20 protein-coding genes and 1 tRNA gene are annotated in these 19,534 nt (G+C 41.1%); 12 read left to right on the top strand and 9 right to left on the bottom strand.

Annotation, left to right across the window (positions count from 1 at the left end):
- Window positions 1–6: 6 nt before the first annotated feature.
- Entirely contained in the window at window positions 7–900 is an 894-nt protein-coding gene (locus ACMAZF_RS10520; RefSeq protein ID WP_435273811.1) for a LysR substrate-binding domain-containing protein, read from the bottom strand.
- A gap of 93 nt (window positions 901–993) precedes the next feature.
- On the opposite strand from ACMAZF_RS10520, the gene ACMAZF_RS10515 reads away from it, so the two are divergent.
- From ACMAZF_RS10515 to ACMAZF_RS10495, 5 genes are all read left to right on the top strand, one after another.
- Window positions 994–2,436: an aldehyde dehydrogenase family protein gene (locus ACMAZF_RS10515; RefSeq protein ID WP_435273810.1), complete on the top strand. Its 1,443-nt coding sequence runs from the start codon at window positions 994–996 to the stop codon at window positions 2,434–2,436.
- A 13-nt stretch (window positions 2,437–2,449) separates the two neighbouring features.
- A complete protein-coding gene (locus ACMAZF_RS10510) occupies window positions 2,450–3,439 on the top strand; it encodes a membrane dipeptidase (protein WP_435273809.1) in 990 nt (329 codons plus the stop codon).
- A gap of 339 nt (window positions 3,440–3,778) precedes the next feature.
- Window positions 3,779–5,281, top strand: coding sequence for a BCCT family transporter (locus ACMAZF_RS10505; RefSeq protein WP_435277226.1), 1,503 nt, complete (start codon window positions 3,779–3,781; stop codon window positions 5,279–5,281).
- A gap of 88 nt (window positions 5,282–5,369) precedes the next feature.
- Window positions 5,370–5,744, top strand: a complete 375-nt coding sequence (locus tag ACMAZF_RS10500) for a RidA family protein (RefSeq protein ID WP_435273808.1) — start codon at window positions 5,370–5,372, stop codon at window positions 5,742–5,744.
- Between the two features lie 78 nt (window positions 5,745–5,822).
- Window positions 5,823–7,058: an MFS transporter gene (locus ACMAZF_RS10495; protein ID WP_435273807.1), complete on the top strand. Its 1,236-nt coding sequence runs from the start codon at window positions 5,823–5,825 to the stop codon at window positions 7,056–7,058.
- 2 nt (window positions 7,059–7,060) lie between these two features.
- Here the strand turns inward: ACMAZF_RS10495 and ACMAZF_RS10490 are convergent, their stop codons facing one another.
- Window positions 7,061–7,789 carry a TSUP family transporter gene (locus ACMAZF_RS10490; RefSeq protein WP_435273806.1) on the bottom strand — a complete coding sequence of 243 codons (729 nt, stop codon included), beginning with the start codon at window positions 7,787–7,789 and terminating at the stop codon, window positions 7,061–7,063.
- 359 nt (window positions 7,790–8,148) lie between these two features.
- Here ACMAZF_RS10490 and ACMAZF_RS10485 point away from each other — a divergent pair, with 359 nt between their 5' ends.
- Window positions 8,149–9,216 (top strand): porin, encoded by a 1,068-nt coding sequence (locus tag ACMAZF_RS10485; RefSeq protein WP_435273805.1) that lies wholly within the window; start codon window positions 8,149–8,151, stop codon window positions 9,214–9,216.
- Window positions 9,217–9,269: 53 nt separating this feature from the next.
- On the opposite strand, the gene ACMAZF_RS10480 is transcribed toward ACMAZF_RS10485, so the two are convergent.
- The 7 genes from ACMAZF_RS10480 to ACMAZF_RS10450 form a co-directional block, all read right to left on the bottom strand.
- On the bottom strand, window positions 9,270–9,860 hold the full coding sequence (locus tag ACMAZF_RS10480; RefSeq protein ID WP_435273804.1) for a molybdenum cofactor guanylyltransferase: 591 nt from the start codon (window positions 9,858–9,860) through the stop codon (window positions 9,270–9,272).
- A 47-nt stretch (window positions 9,861–9,907) separates the two neighbouring features.
- The gene (locus tag ACMAZF_RS10475; RefSeq protein WP_435273803.1) at window positions 9,908–10,390 is read right to left on the bottom strand and encodes an EAL domain-containing protein; all 483 of its coding nucleotides are present in this window, start codon (window positions 10,388–10,390) and stop codon (window positions 9,908–9,910) included.
- A gap of 173 nt (window positions 10,391–10,563) precedes the next feature.
- A complete protein-coding gene (locus ACMAZF_RS10470; protein ID WP_435273802.1) occupies window positions 10,564–10,902 on the bottom strand; it encodes a TusE/DsrC/DsvC family sulfur relay protein in 339 nt (112 codons plus the stop codon).
- Between the two features lie 4 nt (window positions 10,903–10,906).
- Window positions 10,907–11,167, bottom strand: a complete 261-nt coding sequence (gene tusB, locus ACMAZF_RS10465) for a sulfurtransferase complex subunit TusB (protein WP_435273801.1) — start codon at window positions 11,165–11,167, stop codon at window positions 10,907–10,909.
- A 1-nt stretch (window position 11,168) separates the two neighbouring features.
- Window positions 11,169–11,525, bottom strand: coding sequence for a sulfurtransferase complex subunit TusC (tusC, locus tag ACMAZF_RS10460; RefSeq protein ID WP_435273800.1), 357 nt, complete (start codon window positions 11,523–11,525; stop codon window positions 11,169–11,171).
- Between the two features lie 8 nt (window positions 11,526–11,533).
- Window positions 11,534–11,920: a sulfurtransferase complex subunit TusD gene (tusD, locus tag ACMAZF_RS10455; protein ID WP_435273799.1), complete on the bottom strand. Its 387-nt coding sequence runs from the start codon at window positions 11,918–11,920 to the stop codon at window positions 11,534–11,536.
- Window positions 11,921–11,998: 78 nt separating this feature from the next.
- Entirely contained in the window at window positions 11,999–12,661 is a 663-nt protein-coding gene (locus ACMAZF_RS10450) for a Bax inhibitor-1/YccA family protein (protein ID WP_435273798.1), read from the bottom strand.
- Between the two features lie 191 nt (window positions 12,662–12,852).
- Here ACMAZF_RS10450 and ACMAZF_RS10445 point away from each other — a divergent pair.
- The 6 genes from ACMAZF_RS10445 to ACMAZF_RS10420 all read left to right on the top strand — a co-directional run bounded on the left by ACMAZF_RS10445 (window position 12,853) and on the right by ACMAZF_RS10420 (window position 19,485).
- Window positions 12,853–12,942: transfer RNA gene (locus ACMAZF_RS10445), tRNA-Ser, on the top strand.
- 591 nt (window positions 12,943–13,533) lie between these two features.
- Window positions 13,534–14,418: a WYL domain-containing protein gene (locus ACMAZF_RS10440; protein WP_435273797.1), complete on the top strand. Its 885-nt coding sequence runs from the start codon at window positions 13,534–13,536 to the stop codon at window positions 14,416–14,418.
- Window positions 14,415–14,813 carry a hypothetical protein gene (locus ACMAZF_RS10435; RefSeq protein ID WP_435273796.1) on the top strand — a complete coding sequence of 133 codons (399 nt, stop codon included), beginning with the start codon at window positions 14,415–14,417 and terminating at the stop codon, window positions 14,811–14,813. The genes ACMAZF_RS10440 and ACMAZF_RS10435 overlap by 4 nt, the downstream gene beginning before the upstream one ends.
- Before the next feature lie 25 nt (window positions 14,814–14,838).
- Window positions 14,839–16,527, top strand: a complete 1,689-nt coding sequence (locus ACMAZF_RS10430) for an N-6 DNA methylase (RefSeq protein WP_435273795.1) — start codon at window positions 14,839–14,841, stop codon at window positions 16,525–16,527.
- Window positions 16,517–18,040 carry a restriction endonuclease subunit S gene (locus ACMAZF_RS10425; protein ID WP_435273794.1) on the top strand — a complete coding sequence of 508 codons (1,524 nt, stop codon included), beginning with the start codon at window positions 16,517–16,519 and terminating at the stop codon, window positions 18,038–18,040. The genes ACMAZF_RS10430 and ACMAZF_RS10425 overlap by 11 nt, the downstream gene beginning before the upstream one ends.
- A 29-nt stretch (window positions 18,041–18,069) precedes the next feature.
- Window positions 18,070–19,485 (top strand): hypothetical protein, encoded by a 1,416-nt coding sequence (locus ACMAZF_RS10420; protein ID WP_435273793.1) that lies wholly within the window; start codon window positions 18,070–18,072, stop codon window positions 19,483–19,485.
- Window positions 19,486–19,534: the final 49 nt, after the last annotated feature.

The following is a 19,534-nucleotide window of genomic DNA, read 5'->3' as shown; positions in this document are numbered from 1 at the left end:
TTTAAATTAGCTGTCTTGTTTTGACAAAATATAATCATGCAGTGCTTGTGCTGCTGGACTAAGGGATTTGTTGCCAAGATGAACCATACCAATGTTACGGATCACTTGTGGGTCGCTTAACGTAATAAATTTTAGGTGTTGATTGTCTTGGGGAAATGCAAAGCGTGGCAGAGTTGAAATACCAATTCCCGCTTCTAATAACGCAATTAATGACAGCATATTTGATACAAAAAATTGAGAATCATTAAGCAATGACGCCGCGGGTGTGTCTGCTAGTAAGCGCGTTGTACCATTACTGATTAATCGATGATCTCGCAATGCTTGCCAGTCAACTTCATTTTCGTTGGCAAGCGGGTGGTCGCGATGACAAACTACGCCAATTTGGTCTTGCCAAATTGGCGTAAACACAAGGTCTTTATGCTCGAGTTGATCAGGCTCACTAGCAATTCCTAAATCGACTTGTTGTCTCTCGACTTTTCGCATTACCGCTTCGGAGTTGTCATCATAAAAACTGATATGAAGACTTGGACTATCTGCCACAAACTCTGAAATTAATTCCGGTAAAATTCGACAAGCGATTGAAGGAACTGACGCTAATCTTAAATGGCCAGCTTTGTGCTCTCGCATTAAATTCATGTCTTGAGCAACACTATCGTGATGGGCAATAAGTTCTTTGGCACGTGGTAAAAAGTGTTTACCAAACGGCGTCAACTCAGTCATAGTCGTTTTCGCGTTGCGTTTTTCAAACACTTTACTGCCTAACTTACTTTCCAGATCTCTAATCGATAAAGAAATCGCTGGTTGCGTTCGACAAGCTTTCTCTGCCGCGTTATGAAAGCCTTTTAGCTCAGCAACCCATACAAAATGTCTGAGTTGTGCGATTTTAAATTCCGGTAACATGATAAGCGTTCCTTATCGTTAGATATTAATTATTAATTTTTATTATTAAATCATGGTTCCTATAATGATTCCAATTATTTTAAGGAGGTTCAAATGTCACAATCAATTTTTCGTAATTACATCGCAGGTGAATGGGTAGAGGGCACAAGCTCAATAGAAAATATTAGCCCAGCTGATCTCAGCGACTCAATTGGTCATTACGCTCAGGCAGATGAAGCACAAACTTTAGAAGCGATTGACGCTGCTAAAATTGGCCAACTTGAATGGCAAGAAAGTGGTTTAGAGCAACGTTACAGCGTGTTGATGGCAATTGGCGATGAGCTTATTGCACGTAAAGATGAATTAGGTAAGTTACTAGCGCGTGAAGAAGGTAAAACCTTAGCGGAAGGCGTTGGCGAAACATATCGCTCTGGTCAATTCTTTCATTACTATGCCGCTGAAGTACTTCGTCAAATGGGCGAGACAGCGGATTCTGTTCGTCCTGGTGTGGAAATTCAAACACACCGTGAACCGGTAGGTGTTGTTGGTATTATTACACCATGGAATTTCCCAACGGCGACCGGTGCTTGGAAAATTGCTCCAGCATTGGCTTTTGGTAATGCCATTGTATTTAAGCCAGCCAATCAAGTGCCAGCAAGCGCATGGGCACTAACCGAAATTATTTCACGTCAAGGGCTTCCTGCGGGGACGTTTAACTTAGTGATGGGCCCTGGTGCCAAAGTAGGCGATGTATTAATAAATTCTAAAAAGATTAATGCATTAACCTTTACTGGTTCACTTGAGACAGGTCGAAAAGTGGCGGCAGCTACAGCCGTTAACCTTGTTAAATGTCAGCTAGAAATGGGCAGTAAAAATGCACTAGTAGTTCTAGATGATGCTGATCTAGATAACGCCGTTGAATGTGCTGTCGGCGGCGCTTTCTTTGGTACTGGTCAAAAATGTACAGCGTCTTCACGCTTAATCGTAACTGAAGGCATTCACGATAAATTCGTTGATGCCGTTATTGCCCGAATGAAACAACTTGTTGTCGGTCACCCGCTAAAAGAGGGCGTTCATATCGGCGCTGTAGCTGATGCACGTCAAATGCAGCAAAACCTCGATTACTTAGCCATTGCCAAGAAAGAAGGCGCAACGCTTGCTATCGGCGGTGAAGTAATTAATGAAGAAACAGAAGGTTATTACCTACAGCCTGCATTATTTACCAATACTACGAATGACATGACGATTAACCGTGAAGAAGCCTTCGCACCAATTGCTTGTGTTATCAAAGTCAAAGATTACGAAGAAGCACTGGCCACGTTAAATGACACAAATTACGGCCTTACTGGCGGTATTTGTACGCAGTCATTGAAATACGCTAATGACTTTAAACGCCGTGCAGAAACAGGTTGTGTGATGATTAACTTACCAACGGCGGGTACGGATTATCATGTACCGTTTGGCGGTCGCAAAGAATCAAGCTTCGGTCCTCGTGAGCAAGGCAGCTATGCCAAAGAATTCTACACCATCGTAAAAACGACTTATATGCGTTCATAAGAGGAGTGCTGATATGCATAACGATCTTATTGTCATTGATGGTCTGCAATATTCCAATTGGGATAGAACCATCTTTGAACAGCTGAAACAAGGCGGTGTGACTATGGTGCATGTCACCATCGTCTACCACGAACAAATCCGTGAAACCTTATTACGCATAAGTGAATGGAATCGTCATTTTGAATTAAATAGCGATCTCATTATGCCGGTAAAAAGTGCAGATGATATTCGTCTGGCAAAATCAGTGGGCAAAGTTGGCATCATGTTTGGCGCGCAAAATTGCTCGCCGATTGAAGATGATATCGGCATGGTCTCAGTGATGCGTGAGCTCAATATGATGATTATGCAGCTGACTTATAACAACCAAAGCTTATTGGCGACGGGCTGTTATGAATCTAATGATAGTGGTGTAACGCGCTTTGGCCGCCAAGTTATTCAAGAAATGAATCGTGTTGGTATGGTGGTTGACATGAGCCATAGCGCCGAGCAAAGCACGCTTGAAGCGATTGAAATCTCTGAGCGTCCAATCGTTATTTCACACGCAAATCCAATTAGTTTCCATGACGCGAAACGCAATAAGTCAGACACAGTACTTAAAGCGTTGGGTAACTCAGGCGGATTACTTGGTTTTAGCCTTTATCCATTCCATTTAAAAAATGGACCAGATTGTACCCTCGAAGATTTCTGCACCATGGTAGCTGACACTGCTGATCTAATGGGCATTGACCAAATTGGTATTGGTACTGATTTGTGCCAAAACCAGCCAGTGTCGATTTTAGAGTGGATGCGAAACGGTCGTTGGTCCAAAGAAATGGATTACGGTGAAGGCTCTAAATCAAATGCAGATTGGCCACGCCCTTTGTCATGGTTTAAAGATAGCCGCGACTTCCCAAATATTACTCAAGGCTTAAAACAGCATGGTTTTAATGATGCTGATATTGCCAAAGTGATGGGACAGAACTGGTTGACGTTCCTTGATGATGCGCTAGTGCCACGCTCGTAAATGTTGATAACTAGCGATTGAATATCGCTAGTTTTTATACTCAAACCACTTAATAATACGTTAGGTAGTTTGGGTATAAATAAAAAAAATAACCAACAATACCAAGCTAGGTAAGTGACTGGTCTACTTTTTAACGAGAATAAATTGATTAGAACAAGGCATTTATTGTCGTATGTAGTTATTCTACATAGAGAATAAATAACGCAGTTATCATCTATTTAGGCCGTTAGAAATGATCAGATATTTCTCTAGGTTGGTATAACCCAGTAGGAGTTAGGTATGACCAGTAATACTGCGAAAACCGTTGCCCAAGACAGCGGTGGCAAAATACAAAAGAAAATGTTCGACAATGTCGATATTCCGGTGCTGCTAATCAGTGGTGGTGTGCTCATGTTGTTTGTGGTGCTAGCGTTATACGACATTAAAATGATGTCGAGTTGGGTGAATACCGCGTTTTCTTATTCAACCAAAATCTTTGGTGTCTATTGGCAAGTGTTGTTGTTACTGACATTTGTTATTGGTATTTATTTGTCTATCGGCCGAACTGGCTCGGTGATTTTAGGCGGGATAAAGGCACCAGAAATGTCCACCTTTAAGTGGATATGTATCATCATGTGTACCTTGCTTGCCGGCGGTGGTGTTTTTTGGGCTGCTGCAGAGCCAATGGCACATTTCACGTCGCCACCACCATTATTTGGCGGTGAAACGGGCACTAAAGAAGCTGCATACAACGCGCTATCTCAAAGCTTTATGCACTGGGGATTTCTAGCGTGGGCTATTTTAGGTAGCTTAACAGGCATCGTATTTATGCACCTTCATTATGAAAAGGGCTTACCGCTAAAACCTCGTACATTGCTATACCCAGTATTTGGTGACAAGGTCATGACCGGTCCATTTGGCGCTATTGTTGACGCATGTTGTGTATTAGCCGTAGTGGCGGGAACTGTTGGTCCCATCGGTTTTCTTGGCTTACAAGTAAGTTTTGGTCTTGAAAAGCTCTTTGGTATTCCAGATACCTACACCACTCAAGTGACGATTTTAGTCGGTCTAATTGGTATCTATACGTTATCAGCTATTTCTGGTGTCACTAAAGGTATCCAAATTCTAAGCCGTTTTAATGTCATCCTAGCAGTTGGACTCATGGCCTTTATTCTTGTTTTTGGCCCGACTGCATTTATTATCGATAGCTACCTACATTCATTTGGTTCGTACATTGATAACTTCATACCAATGGCAACATTCCGCGCTAATCCTGGTTGGTTAGACTGGTGGACTGTGTTTTTCTGGGGTTGGTTCTTAGGTTACGGTCCGTTAATGGCTATGTTTGTTGCACGTATTTCACGTGGCCGAACAATTCGTCAAATGGTGCTATTAATCTCAGTTGTTGCTCCGGTTATCACGTGTTTCTGGTTCACTATCGTCGGTGGTTCTGGTTTATTCTTTGAGCTACAAACACCCGGTGTTATCTCTGGACCTTTCACAGGCTTTAACTTACCAGCGGCACTGCTAGCCATTACTGAACAGTTGCCGTTAGGTTTCATTATCTCTGTTTTGTTCTTGATACTCACAACGATTTTTGTGGCGACCACAGGTGATTCTATGACGTATTCAGTGTCAATGGTAATGACTGGTAATGACGACCCACAACCAGGTATTCGCGTATTTTGGGGCTTAATGATGGGTGTTACTGCGGCAATACTTATCTCAATTGGCGACGGCGGTATTTCAGCGCTGCAATCGTTTATTGTTGTGACCGCTGTACCCGTGTCGCTAGTCTTATTGCCATCACTTTGGACTGCACCGCAAATTGCTAAGAAAATGGCGATTGAACAAGGTCTTTAATCTTTATCTGTAAACCCGCAAGGCATTAATTTTCTCGCTCTCTCGACGATTAATGCCTAGCTTATCTCAACGAAAAAGTAGATTGATTATGAAAACACCCGTAAAAACTGAGTTATTCGCATCAAAAGCGCCACTTGAGTGGGCTATCATCGCCAATGGACAATTATCAACCGCACAAATCCCAATTGATCAGCAAGGCAATGTAGTTGAAGGCGGTATTGAAGCACAAGCTCGCCAGACGATGGAAAACTTCAAGCATACGATTGAAGCGGCAAATCTGACAATGGATGATGTGACGCAAGTACTTATCTATGTAACAGACCGTTCTCAACTGCCAGTGTTTAATAAAGTGTACGCAGAATACTTCAATGCACCTTTTCCAAATCGTGCAGCAATGATCGTGGCAGGATTGGCTCGTGAAGAAATGCTGTGTGAAGTTGTAGCTTATGCTGCGGTTCCGTAGTAACACCTGAATAAACTTATTGAAAAGTCAGCTTAACGCTGGCTTTTTTGGTTTGGATAGAATTAAAAGAGGGATGCGATGCGCCAGCTAATACAGTCATTAATACCACTATTTGTCAGCTGCTTTATTTTGTTGCTGGGTAATGGACTCATCAATGTGCTGGTACCTGTGTCAATGAATTTGCAAGGTATTGCACCGGATACGATTGGATTCGTGTTATCCCTCTATTTCGTCGGTTTACTCATCGGCGCGCTGTATAGTGCAAAACTGGTTCAGCGAGCAGGGCATATTCGAATGTTTGCTGGCTGCGTTGCGTTGGCGGCTTTATGTATTTTGGCGTGTAGTTTCTCATCTAGTACCATTGTTTTTGCCATGATGCGCGTCTTATTGGGTTTTTGTAACGCCTGCGCGTTTACAGCGATGGAAAGCTGGTTAAGTGGCAGCTCAACTAGTCAAACACGCGGTAAGGTGTTAGCGGTGTATAACGCGGTGGTGTTAGCGGGTTTGTTTGGTGGTCAATTCTTTATGAATATTACCACGCCATCAGATCCATCACTGTTCGTCATCGCTGGTATGCTGTTTTGCGGTGCGTTAATTCCTATTGTGCTTAGTCGACACCCAGGTCCTGTCGTCTCTGATACTCAAATTATGAAATTAAAAACAGTGTTTAACCGTTCACCGCTGGGTTTAATTTGCTGTTTAGTGTCCGGCATTATTTATTCGGCGTTATTTAATTTGTTGCCTGTTTTTAGTCAGACTTATGGCATTACTCAACTATCGCTATCTTGGTATATGGGAGCAGCGATTTTTGGCGCGTTCGTACTGCAATTTCCGATTGGCTATTTATCTGATAGATTTGATCGACGTCGTGTACTTTTTGCAATGTTAGTTGTCTCGGCGTTAGCAGATCTTGCCGTGGTTCTTTTTGCAAATGGCGGGTTTCATGTGCCAATGTATATAGCAACAGCAATAACGGCTGGCATTATTGCTTGTACCTATCCGCTTAGCATTTCGGAAACTTTTGATAAGCTAGAAGGGCACGAAATGGTGTCAGCGATGGGCTGCTTGATTTTGGCGTTTGCAATCGGCGGTATTATCGGCCCGTATTCAACGTCATTGATGATGGCGTGGTTCCATAATGACATGTTGTTTTACGTCATTGCAGTCATTCAATTACTACTAGCGGTATTTGTCGTTATCAGAATGACAGCGCGCAGTGCACTGCCAATTGACGAGCAAGAGCAATTTGTAATGCAGGGCTCTGTCATATCAAGTGCGAGTGAGCTTGATCCCAGAACTCCTCATCATGATTAGCGTTAAATGACCCAAGTTTTGGCGAGCAAGAAAAGGCTCGCCATGACTGACACAATGTTGATTAAATGCTTGAAGTATTGAGGCTTAAAACGCGCTGACATCGCGTTTGCACAGACAAAACCAATCACCAACGCTGGTAATAATAATGCGGTCAGCTCTACCTGATGTGCCGAAAAGTTGCCCGTCGCACTTAGCAAAATCAAAGACATCACAGTAGAAATCAAAAAGAACAAACTCAAATGGGCTCTTGCCTGTTGCAATGGACTATTTTGCAGCACCATAGCCACAGGTGGTCCACCAATAGAAGTCGTTGTGCCAATAACGCCTGATAAAAAACCAGCAATCATCATATTGCGGCGATTATACTGGATGTTTACGGTCTTTAGGGTTAACGCAACGGTTCCAATAATTAATATCGCAAATCCTGTGATCAACCAGTCAATGGGCATAATGCTCAATAAACCAATAGCAAGTACTGAGCCGATAGCTCGGGTGACTAATGCATATCCAATAGGGGCAATGTTGAGATGTGCTCTTAAACGGGTGGCATTGAACAATGAAAGCACAAAGCCTAGCGCTAAAATTGGTGCCGGCAAAAACTCACTGTCAATGAGTACTAAAACGGGCGCGGCGAGCAATGCCATGCCAAACCCCGACAACGTTTGCAAAATGGCGCCTAAACACACTACCACAAACGCTATTGCGAGCATTTGAATCGACAATTCGAACATGTAAAACCAGATAAAAGAGGTTGAATGGGCACTTTATAGGGCAAAGAGAATGCTAGATCTAATAAGTTTTCCTTATCTACTTGAAAGTTCTTTTAATAACCAATCTTTTTGAGCAATATTTTTAATTAACTGTTATTTTAATGTTAATTATCAGTTCATTACAACATACGTAGGAGGTCAATAAGATTGTCTTATGTAATGATTAACTTAACTGATTTCCTGTCGCATGATTCTAATGATTATATCGTTACTGCAAGTGAAGAATAATAAATTAAAACGTTATCTGCGGCGCAATCAATGTTCATTAGTAAACATGAATTGCCTGTGAAATAACATCATTTACAGTGGAGAATAATAGTATGAAGTTACGTAGTGGTATTGCTTTGATGGCAACCTTAATGGTTCCAACAATAGCTCAAGCAAATAGTGAACTGTTCAATTGGTATGGCAGTATCCGAGTGCAGATCCAAGATACGAACAAAGATAATATCGAATATAAGGATAACTATTCACGAATCGGTGCCTACGGTAGCACTGAGATTGCAGATGGGATCAAAGCAAATTATAACGTCGAATTCAGACTATTCACTGACGATGGTTCGTTTGCCGGTAGTGATAATCGCGCTCGTTTAGCAAATGTTGGTCTAGAAGGGGATTTCGGTTCTGTACTAATCGGTAAACAGTATTCTCCACATTGGAACTTTACCGACAATGCGGTTGATATTTTTGCCGATATCGACGAATCTGCTGGTTGTACAAATGAGCCATCTGGCGTTATTTGTCATACTCACCGTTACGGTTTGTACGCAAAGGATGCCGCTGGCAACGGACACTACATCGAATATTTACGTCCTGATCGCGCAATTACGTACATGACGCCTGATTTTGACGGTTTCCAAGCAGCCTTTATGGCCGTAACCAACAACGGCGATGTTAAATCTGACGTAGCTGGTAAAGATGCGGAAGCGCTAGTTGGCTACAACGTTGCTGCCAAATATAAATTTGGCAATGTGACTGTGTCTGCATCACGTTATGACCTAACAGGCATGGTTGGCGATAACAAAGTTGACGCCGTGCAAGTTGCTTACAATAAAGATAAATTAAGTCTTGCTGCTCGTTATCAAGACTCTAGCGATTTACGCTTCTACGAAGGTTTAGCAGCGGGCGGCGAAACAGTCGAAGAGAAAGTGGCAGAAGTTTACGCTGGTTATAAAGTGGGTAAAATGCAATACCAAGTGACTTTCGCTGATATCTCAATGGACTCACCAAGTGGCGTAACGGTTGATACTAACCAGTTTATTGTTGATGTGATTTATCAACACAAAGCCGGTTCATTCTACGCAGAGTATAGCGCTTGGGGTGATGAAGCTGAGCAGGTATATCAAGCAGCTGACAAAATTTTAATCGGATACAGATTTGATTTTTAACATCTAAATAATGGGGCAGAAACCGAGAATGCTTTGCCGTATCCTCGGTTTTTTTATGTACGCTGCTGTAGGCATTTCACGGCGTTGTCCCATTCCTGTGGCGTATTGGTATTAATGAGCTCTTGGGAATCGACGGCTGGTAAATAATGACAGCCAATTTTACTCATCAGATATCTAAACGACGGGCCTTTACCGTCTTGTTGATAACGGTCACTTTCAAATTCACCAGTTATGGTATCGATCAGCAAATCAGTGACAGGTATAAAAACCGGCAGGCTATACGACTCATAACAGCAAGCTTTTTGATGCGCTAAACCCTGATTGATTAAGGCATTAATTGCACCTGATGTTAATAAGGGCATATCAATTGGAACGACCATCACCGCAGAAGGTCTTTTTTTCACAATAACGCTGAGAATACCTGAGAGTGGGCCACCTTGCGGATATAAATCAGCAATTGAGTTCGCCTGTTGTCCTGAGGTGATTACTTCAGTGACCTGACATCGACTGAGTAAAGCATGCACGCGATCAACGTTGGTCAAACCGTTAATGCTAAGCATACCTTTGTCGGTTCGCATACGCCTTGATTGACCACCATTTAATAAGATCCCCAGAACATTGGTATGAGTAGATTCACTTTTCAAAGTAAGTTTCCGTGATGGTAAATATTCTATAATTTTTATTACAGCGCCTAAAGGGCGCCAGTGTCGCAGACTTTCCGTATATTGTCCGCCAATTGTCGGTAATCTGATGTGTTATTTGAGCCTGAAATTATATCAATATTTTTAAGTAATTTTGCGACTTTATAACCTGGAATTGCTTTACTGAAATACCAACCTTGCATATAACGGCAGCCTTTTGAAATGAGTATCTCAATGTCTTCTTCATCTTCCATTCCTTCACACATTAGATTCACCGAGAACAAAGAGGCGATATTTTGAATAAATGAAAATAGCTCTGCCAATTGGTTAGATTTAGAAATATTGTGTACAAACTGGCGATCGACTTTTAACTGAGCAAACTCGAGTAGTCTCAATGTCGATAAACTGGAAAAACCCGTCCCAAAATCATCAATTGAAACCTGTAAGCCCAGCGCTCGCAGGCTATTAACACGTTCGCTTGGTATAACATCATTGGTTTCTTTGGCTGCAAAAGCTATGTTGCTGCTAAGCAAAAGATAAGTGCATTAATAATAGTTCAATAATAGAAAGTGTGTATTACTTTAGTCTTTTAATTTGGATTTATATCCTACTTTATCCAGTTGTTACAAAATTCATTGAAGATGAACGATAATAATCGTTCAACTTATTACTGTGCATATCACTTCCTTGTGACTTTAGCTGATATTTAAATACACTTGGCCGGCTTAGGTAACCCTGCAATACGAGTGGCTTGTTTGGCTGGACCTTTTGGGAACAAGCTATACAGGTAGCGGCTGTTGCCTTTTTCTGGGCCGAATTCTTTGGCGACGGCTTTGACTAACATACGCACCGCTGGACTGGTATCAAATTCGAGGTAGAAATTGCGAATAAAGCGCACGACTTGCCAATGTTCTTCAGTCAGCGTTATCTCTTCAAGCGATGCAATATGCACTGCAATATCATCGTTCCAATCATCGAGATTAACTAAATAATCGTGCTTGTCTACGTCGTAATCTTTACCGTTAAAATGAATACCGCTGCTCATGATCTTACCAATTTACTAAAGGTTTATGCTTGGCGGTGAGTTTAACAAACTCTGCTAAGTCAATCACTTGAATATTAGGGGAACTGTGATCGATAAGTCCACGAGCTTCAATATCACTTTTAAGTGCATAAACTGCACTGCAACCTGCTAAAACATCGGGCAGTGTAACGGCAATCACCGCATCTTGGGTTAATATCAACGCCGCGCCTTGTTGAACAGGTGGCAATGCTTTTGAAAAGGGGCTTTGGGTAGCAATAATTAACATATTAAAAACTCATTGATTGATCATAAGAGGCAAGTTTTTCAAACCACTGTGTGCTATCCAAAGAAATCACGTCGATTGAAAGGCTAGCTGCATCGATATTGCGTAACTGAAGTGAATCACGACAAACAAATACCTCTTCTATATCGTATAACGCTAACAAGCCGTATGTTTTGGTTAAATCTTTATTGCCGGTCAAAGATGCGTTGGTGTTACTTAATAATTGATACACACCGTCACCTTGGAAAAACAGGGCAACAGGGCGGTCGTAACTGGCATTTGCCAATAACATATCTAACGATTCACGATAGTTGTTATTACCAAAGGGCGCTGTTTGATTAATAATAGCGAGAGATTGCATAACTACTCCTAAAACTGAATGAGACGGTCGGCCTGTGCAGAGGCCGTTACAAATTCACCAAGACCGCCCAATGCAAAACCATCGGCAAGGTTATGGTTCATGAGCTTTTGCTCTTGAGCCACTTGTTCGTCCGCTACGCCGCGTCGCAGTGAGGCTGAAATACAACTAATCAGTGGCACTTTATGCGCCGCTGCAAGTGATTGCCACAAAGAGAGAAGGTTGACCTCATCAGAAACGATAGACACTAAGCCGTTGGTATTGCTAATACCTTGGTAGAAAAATACTTGGCTGATCTGGTGGCCTTGCTTTAACAATTCACACGCAAACTGGTAACCACTGTAGCTACCTTGCTGTGTAATATCACTATTAATGACCAGCACGTAATTTAAAGACATCAATATTCCGTAAAATTCAGTTATAAAAAAGCCCCGCAGAGCGAGGCTATTATATTTTATTTTACAGTGAACGCTATATTAATCGTCGTTACCTAAACCAAAAAGAGCTAGTAGATGGATAAATAGGTTATAAATGTTCAAGTATAAAGAAACGGTGGCGCGGATGTAGTTAGTCTCACCACCGTTGATGATACGAGAGGTATCAAACAAGATGAAACCAGACATAATCATCACTACAGCAGCACTAATCGCTAAGCTTAATGCTGGAATAGCAAAGAAGATGTTAGCAATCATGGCAACGATTACAACCAACATACCTACTGATAAGAAGCCGCCCATATACGAGAAGTCTTTCTTAGTCGTTAAAGCATAAGCAGACAAACCAAAGAAAATTAATGCCGTGCTGCCAAGTGCTTGCATAATAACTTCGCCGCCATTAGACATGGCAAGGTAACGATTAAGAATAGGACCTAGCGCCATACCCATACAACCAGTAAAGATGAATGCCCACATCAAACCTTGTGCTGTATCTGCTTTCTTATGAACGATAAATAAACTGACCATAGCCGCAATAAAGAATCCAATGTATCCCCCAAAACCAAAATTCATTTGAGTACTAATAAACGCAGTCACAGCACTAAACGCTAATGTCATCGCAAGAAGAGAATAAGTATTTCTCAATACTTTATTAGTTGCTAGTGCAGATTCGTTAGTTGCACTATAAGTAGTACGGTTTTCCATAAAAACTCCAATGTTTACAAATTTGAATTCGATTAATTGCCAATGACTATATCATAACTTTTCAAATGTCATAATATGACATAGCCACTTTATATGTGGTTGACCGTAAAATAATCAAATAGTTTATATTTTTTCATTATTAATGAAATTCGCTTGCAATGAAAATTGGTTTCTATATTATACACCGCGCTGGAGAGATGGCAGAGTGGTCGAATGCACCGGTCTTGAAAACCGGCAACGGTTTATCCCGTTCTAGGGTTCAAATCCCTATCTCTCCGCCACATTAAGAAAACCCGCTTAATCGAATGATTAAGCGGGTTTTTGCTTTATGGGACCCAATAGACCTTAAAGCGGTTTATCCACTCCTTGATACACGGGTTCAAATCCCTATCTCTCCGCCACATTAAGAAAACCCGCTTAATCGCATGATTAAGCGGGTTTTTGCTTTATGGGAACCAATAGACCTTAAAGCGGTTTATCCACTCCTTGATACACGGGTTAAAATATCTATCTTTTCGCCACTATTTAGAGAAGCCCTGTTAAGTCTAAATATTAAGCGGGGTTTTTGCGTTGCTAGCGGTTGACAATTAATAGCCTGAATTTCGTTGAACTTGATATTTAATAACTTAAATCAGTCATTTATAGTGACTTCCCCTTATTCCTTATTCTTGGTGGAGATCCACTTAAATCCTGTGTTCATTTGGGAAAAAGTAGATTGTTTTGAACTGGCTAAAATCTGCAAGCTAAAAATGTTTAAAAATATCTCGTGAAATCAGAATAGGATAAAGGAAAAAACCATGTAATCATTTTGATTGACTCAAAATGATTACATGGTATATTTTGCTGAATTATCAAAAGATATCTAACTAAACATGCCAAACATAGCAATGGATTCGCTAACTCACGCTCAAAAGGAACGACTCGCGTTTATCGACTTTAGCCTGCAATATTTTGGGCAAGTTTCTCGTGCTGATCTGATCCAACGCTTTAAAACTGGCTTAGCAGCATGTACGCGAGATTTAACCGCTTATCGTGAATTAGCCCCAACAAACCTTAAACTTTATCATCACACTAAAAATTATCACCGAACTGATGAATTTAAACCACTATTCGAACACAACCCAGAAGCGATTCTCACAGCACTTTGCCGTGGTTTTGGTGACGGTTTATCCAACGGTATTCAACCAAGTGAATATTGCATTGATGCGGCGCGTTTAGTAGATCCCAATAGCGATATAATCGCAGCCTTAATGAGAGCAATTAAGCATAACAAAGCCATTGAATGTCGCTATGTTTCATTGTCTTCTGGTGAAAGTACGCGAGTGATTGTGCCACATACCATTGTAAATAATGGACAACGCTGGCATGTACGTGCTTTTGACAACAAGAGTAATGAATTTAGAGACTTTGTGTGTACACGACTACAGCACATAACGATGATTGAACAACCTGTTTCTGATGATCAGTTAATTAACAATGATAAAAATTGGAACACCATTGTTAATGTCGAAATCATTGCTCACCCGTCAATAAAACACAAACAGGCGATAGAGATGGATTATGCCATGGTCTATGGCGTATTAAACATAGAAGTACGCGCGGCATTAATAGGCTATTTAATGCGGCACTGGAATGTGGATTGCAGCCACAGCGCTGCATTAACAGGTGGGGAATATCACTTATGGCTTAAGAACCGTAATGATATAGGCGAAATCGACTCGTTAACTATTGCGCCCGGCTACAAGGAATTAAAATGAGTGCAATAGACAAAACATTACCAGATGTATTACGCGTCACTGAATATATACTCAAGAAAAATAAAGAGAACGAACCGTTTAGCGTTAAATCCGCTGAAAACGATCACTTAAATGGCATTGGCCGTCATCGTATCGCACCAATCATGCGAGATATATGTATAGAGCCAGAAGGCCAAGATAGTTTAGTTTTTTATATCACGATAGCTAATACCAACAGGGATAACACACCATGTCGTTGGCCACTAAATGCCAACACATACTTTAGTTATCTCCCTTACTTATCTTTACAAGAGTCAAAGACATCAAATAACACCGCAACGTTAGCGCTTTGGTTCGCTGGCGTGTCAACATTGCTAACCTTCACATCAATTTTAATGTCAGCATTATGCGGTTAAACACAAATTAGGAAATAGTATTAACATGGCAAAAACAACTAAGACAACCGCGAAAAGCGCAAACACCAATTTTGAAGAGACCCTATGGGATACTGCCAATAAACTGCGTGGTAGTGTTGAATCGTCTGAATACAAGCATGTGGTATTAAGTCTTATCTTCTTAAAATTTATCAGTGATAAGTTTGAAGACAAACGCCAAGCCTTAATTGATGGTGGTATGCAGGATTTTGTTGACCAAGTTGAGTTCTACATGCAAGACAATGTGTTCTACCTGCCAATCGATGCTCGTTGGTCGTTTATCAAAAAGAACATGAAGCAAGACGACATTGCGGTAAAAATTGATACTGCATTGCACACGGTTGAAAAGAACAATCCTTCATTAAAAGGTGCATTGCCAGAAAACTACTTTAGCCGTTTAGGGCTTGTTACCAGTAAGCTTGCCTCACTTATCGACACCATTAATAACATCGACACCGCCGCTAGCGAATGTGAAATGACCGAAGAAGATTTAGTGGGTCGAGTATACGAATACTTTTTAGGTAAGTTTGCCTCAAGCGAAGGTAAAGGCGGTGGTGAATTCTATACGCCAAAATCAGTAGTTGCGTTAATTAGCGAGATGATAGAGCCATTTAAAGGCAAAATATATGACCCGTGTTGTGGCTCAGGCGGTATGTTTGTACAGTCGTTAAAATTTATCGACAGCCACAAAGGCAACCGTAAAGATATTTCAATTTATGGCCAAGAATACACCAACACCACCTACAAGCTAGCCAAAATGAACTTAGCGGTTCGTGGTATTTCAGGCAATTTAGGTGAAGTTGCCGGTGACAGCTTTTTTAAAGATCAACACCCTGATTTAAAAGCCGACTTTATTATGGCAAACCCGCCGTTTAACCAAAAACAATGGCGTGGTGACAGCGAATTAGTAGACGATGGCCGTTGGGCTGGGTTTGATGTACCACCAACAGGTAACGCTAACTATGCGTGGATCATGCACATGATCTCAAAGCTGAGTGAAAATGGCACCGCAGGTTTTGTATTAGCCAATGGCTCAATGAGTTCAAATACCGGTGGTGAAGGTGCAATTCGCCAAAAAATCATCGAGCAAGATTTAGTTGATTGTATGATTGCCTTACCGGGGCAACTATTCTACACAACGCAAATTCCCGTGTGTTTGTGGTTTATCACCAAAAACAAGAAAGGCAGCGCAGGCTATGACGTGCAAGGAAGCACTAATGTCGCGGGTGCAGGACGCACAGGAGCGACCCGCAACCGCCAAGGTGAAACGCTATTTATTGATGCCCGTGAAATAGGCTCAATGATCAGCCGAACCAATAAAGAATTAACCACTGATGATATTGCTGATATAGCTCGCACTTATCATGCATGGCGTAATGTAAAAAGTGGTGATATGAAGACGACCGCCATGGATGGCGGAAGTGCCGATAATGCAGGAGCAATTATCGGCCAAAGCGAGGAATATCGCGATATTCCCGGTTACAGTAAATCAGCATCACTTGAAGATATCAAAGCTAATGACTTTGTATTAACACCAGGCCGTTATGTGGGCGCTGCTGACATTGAAGATGACGGCATCCCGTTTGAAGTTAAAATGAAAGAGCTCAGCCAAACCCTTTATAGCCAAATGGAACAGGCAGAAGAGCTTGACAAAGCGATCCGCCAAAACTTGGAGGGACTTGGTTTTGGAAAATAGCGTAACAACTTATACAGTTCAAGAACTCGTTGATCTAGGCTTCCTTGCAAAGCCACTCGATGGTAATCATGGCGGAATTCACCCTAAAAGCTCTGATTTTGTTGAAAGCGGTATTCCTTTTGTTATGGCATCAGATCTAAAAAATGGCGAAGTTGATACCCATAATTGTAAATTTATATCACTAGAACAATCTAAAACTTTGAGAAAAGGATTTGCGAAAGAAGGTGATATTTTACTTTCGCATAAAGCAACAATTGGCAGAACTGCAATTGTTGGAGAGGTAGAGTCTGAATACATAGTTTTAACCCCTCAGGTTACTTATTATCGGGTTTTAGATAAAACTAAAATCAATCCGAAATATTTAAAATATTATTTTGACTCGATTGAGTTTCAAAGTTTATTTGAACAATGGGCAGGTGGAGGCTCAACAAGACTATATTTAGGCATCACAGGGCAAATGAAGCTCCCTATTAAGTTGCCTCATATAAATACTCAAAATTGGATTGCTGCTAATATTGATTCATTTGACTTGAAGCTCCTTTTAAATCGTCAAACTAACCAAACCCTAGAGCGAATGGCACAAGCGTTATTTAAAAGCTGGTTTGTCGATTTTGACCCTGTATTCGACAACGCCCTTGCCAATGGCGTTGCAGTAAGCGACTTCCCAGAAGCATTGCAGAAAAAAGCACTTTCAAGGCAACAGCAACGCCAACAAGAGCCTTCAGCGGGTCAAGAGCAGCAACAAAGTGCTAATGGAGAGCCTTCAGCCGATAAAAAAGACGAAGCTACACCATTACCCGAAGACATCCAACAACTATTTACACGCGAATTTGAACAAACCAATGAACCATCAATCGGCATCAGCGGTTGGATTCCTAAGGGGTGGAAGGTTTCTAAATTTAAAGAGGCTATTGATCAATATATTGACAATAGGGGAAAAACACCGCCTTTATGTAAAGAAGGTATTCCTTTAATAGAGGTGAAGCATTTACCTGAAAACACTAACTTTCCCGTTTTGAATAGTGAAAAAAAAGTAACAGAAGACACATTTAAAACATGGTTTCGAAAACATGTAGAAGAAAAAGACATACTAATTTCTACAGTAGGAACCATTGGTCGAACAGCTTTTGTAAAGAACACTAGGCTCGGTATTGCACAAAATGTGCTAGGTCTAAGGTTTAGGAAGATAGTCAACCCCGAATATATGTTTTATACAATCAAAGGTCATAAATTCCAGCATGACGTTGATGCGAGGCTTGTTACTACAGTACAAGCAAGTATCAAGAGAAAAGACCTAGATACTATTGATATTCTAGTACCTAGTCATTGTATTCAAAATAAATTTTCTGAATTAGTAGGCACATATATAGATACTCAATATTGTAAATTTCAAGCAATATCAGGCCTTGAATTAATTAGAGACACATTACTACCAAAACTCATCTCAGGCGAATTAACCTTGCCTGCTGACAACATTAAATGCACGGCCGCGACAGAAGCATATTCATTATGAAAACCTATGACGACGAACAGCACCCCATTATGAGCCAGCTAAAAAGTTGGTTTAAACAACAATCGGTTGATGAACTCAGCGAGATTATTCTCAATTATATTGGCGAGTCTGCCGAAGAGCAAAGCCGTTGGCAGCTCGCCATGTTAAACGACCAAGGTGGGTTAAGCGCTGCGGAGATAAAAAAGATGATCACCAAAGCCTTGCCAAAAAAGCAGGTTTGGAGCTACAGCGAGGCAAGCGCCTATTTTCGGCATAGTGATGACATGTTTGCAGACATTTTTATTGCCATCGATACCTTGCCCACAGATAAACAATGGCAACTGGTGTTGCATGCGTTGGTTCGGCTCAATACCGTGTTAGAGCAAGTCGATGACTCAGGGGGTTACCGCTTTGATTTAGAAGGCGAATTAAATCAACGATTAAGTACCTTGTTTAACCAACAAGCTTGGTCTGATGATGAAAAGGCACAATGGATTTTTGACCATTATCAAGACTATAAATACGATGTGTTTCCGAGCTTGCCCGAGGACTTTAACTTAACCGATCCGGTAAAACAGATTTTTGTTGGCTTATGTGAAACAGCTGCACAACAACGTCAGCAACAAGGCGTTGATTTAAGCAACTGGCAACAAAAATCTAAATATGCACGTTTGGTTAAACCGCTCATAGCGCAAGCGCAACAAAATAATGATTGGCAGCAACAATGCACATTGATGGCAATGACGGCTTATGATGAAAGAGATTTTATTAGCATCAGCCAGCTTTGTTTAGATAATAAAGGTGTTGATCAAGGTGAACTCTTAGATGCGGAATATTGGTTACAAAAAGCCTATCACGCGGCAAAAAATGACCGGGAAAAAATCAGTTGTCAACAATTTGAAGTTGAGTTGCGCCTTGCTTTAAATGACTATGGCCAAGCGTGGCAGTTGACGTGGCAACTATTTAACCAACGCCCTAGCTTTTCAGGTTACAAAGGGTTAATAGCACTGGAGAAAAAAACAGGGGTAATTGATGCAACATTTAAAGATAAAGCCGAGCATATTTTTACCCACTGTTACACTGAAAATAGCTATGGAGGCATAGCCCGAGAGGCCGATGCATTATTAAGCTTTTATATGTATCACCAAGAGTTAACCAATGCTCGTTTATGGGTGAAATCACATAAAGCCGCGCCTGATAAGCTGCTTAAATTAGCGGATTTAATTGTTGCTGAACACCCACAAGAAGCCATCGATTTATATGCGCGTGTTGTACTACCAACAATAAGCCAAGGTAACAATCAAGCATATCAACACGCCACCGATTTACTGCTCAGCCTAAAAAAACAATTGCCAAATGGTCAGCTTGAGGCACTGCACCTGATGATAGCTAATATCATAAAACAGCATAAAGCAAAACGTAATATGATGAAGTTATTGAAAACACACTTTGCCGGCTGCTTTTAAGAGGTAATAATGACCGCATTAAAAGATTCAGCGTTATTAAATTTTTCCA

Source organism: Psychrobium sp. nBUS_13, assembly GCF_051201665.1.
Classification (GTDB): Bacteria; Pseudomonadota; Gammaproteobacteria; order Enterobacterales; family Psychrobiaceae; genus Psychrobium.
This window is presented reverse-complemented; position numbering and strand designations above follow the sequence as displayed.

What these genes read in the sequence shown, in the direction of transcription:
- ACMAZF_RS10520 (WP_435273811.1), bottom strand. Translation starts at nt 900, where the DNA reads ATGTTACCGGAATTTAAAATCGCACAACTCAGACATTTTGTATGGGTT.
- ACMAZF_RS10515 (WP_435273810.1), top strand. Translation starts at nt 994, where the DNA reads ATGTCACAATCAATTTTTCGTAATTACATCGCAGGTGAATGGGTAGAG.
- ACMAZF_RS10510 (WP_435273809.1), top strand. Translation starts at nt 2,450, where the DNA reads ATGCATAACGATCTTATTGTCATTGATGGTCTGCAATATTCCAATTGG.
- ACMAZF_RS10505 (WP_435277226.1), top strand. Translation starts at nt 3,779, where the DNA reads ATGTTCGACAATGTCGATATTCCGGTGCTGCTAATCAGTGGTGGTGTG.
- ACMAZF_RS10500 (WP_435273808.1), top strand. Translation starts at nt 5,370, where the DNA reads ATGAAAACACCCGTAAAAACTGAGTTATTCGCATCAAAAGCGCCACTT.
- ACMAZF_RS10495 (WP_435273807.1), top strand. Translation starts at nt 5,823, where the DNA reads ATGCGCCAGCTAATACAGTCATTAATACCACTATTTGTCAGCTGCTTT.
- ACMAZF_RS10490 (WP_435273806.1), bottom strand. Translation starts at nt 7,789, where the DNA reads ATGTTCGAATTGTCGATTCAAATGCTCGCAATAGCGTTTGTGGTAGTG.
- ACMAZF_RS10485 (WP_435273805.1), top strand. Translation starts at nt 8,149, where the DNA reads ATGAAGTTACGTAGTGGTATTGCTTTGATGGCAACCTTAATGGTTCCA.
- ACMAZF_RS10470 (WP_435273802.1), bottom strand. Translation starts at nt 10,902, where the DNA reads ATGAGCAGCGGTATTCATTTTAACGGTAAAGATTACGACGTAGACAAG.
- tusB (WP_435273801.1), bottom strand. Translation starts at nt 11,167, where the DNA reads ATGTTAATTATTGCTACCCAAAGCCCCTTTTCAAAAGCATTGCCACCT.
- tusC (WP_435273800.1), bottom strand. Translation starts at nt 11,525, where the DNA reads ATGCAATCTCTCGCTATTATTAATCAAACAGCGCCCTTTGGTAATAAC.
- tusD (WP_435273799.1), bottom strand. Translation starts at nt 11,920, where the DNA reads ATGTCTTTAAATTACGTGCTGGTCATTAATAGTGATATTACACAGCAA.
- ACMAZF_RS10450 (WP_435273798.1), bottom strand. Translation starts at nt 12,661, where the DNA reads ATGGAAAACCGTACTACTTATAGTGCAACTAACGAATCTGCACTAGCA.
- ACMAZF_RS10440 (WP_435273797.1), top strand. Translation starts at nt 13,534, where the DNA reads ATGCCAAACATAGCAATGGATTCGCTAACTCACGCTCAAAAGGAACGA.
- ACMAZF_RS10435 (WP_435273796.1), top strand. Translation starts at nt 14,415, where the DNA reads ATGAGTGCAATAGACAAAACATTACCAGATGTATTACGCGTCACTGAA.
- ACMAZF_RS10430 (WP_435273795.1), top strand. Translation starts at nt 14,839, where the DNA reads ATGGCAAAAACAACTAAGACAACCGCGAAAAGCGCAAACACCAATTTT.
- ACMAZF_RS10420 (WP_435273793.1), top strand. Translation starts at nt 18,070, where the DNA reads ATGAGCCAGCTAAAAAGTTGGTTTAAACAACAATCGGTTGATGAACTC.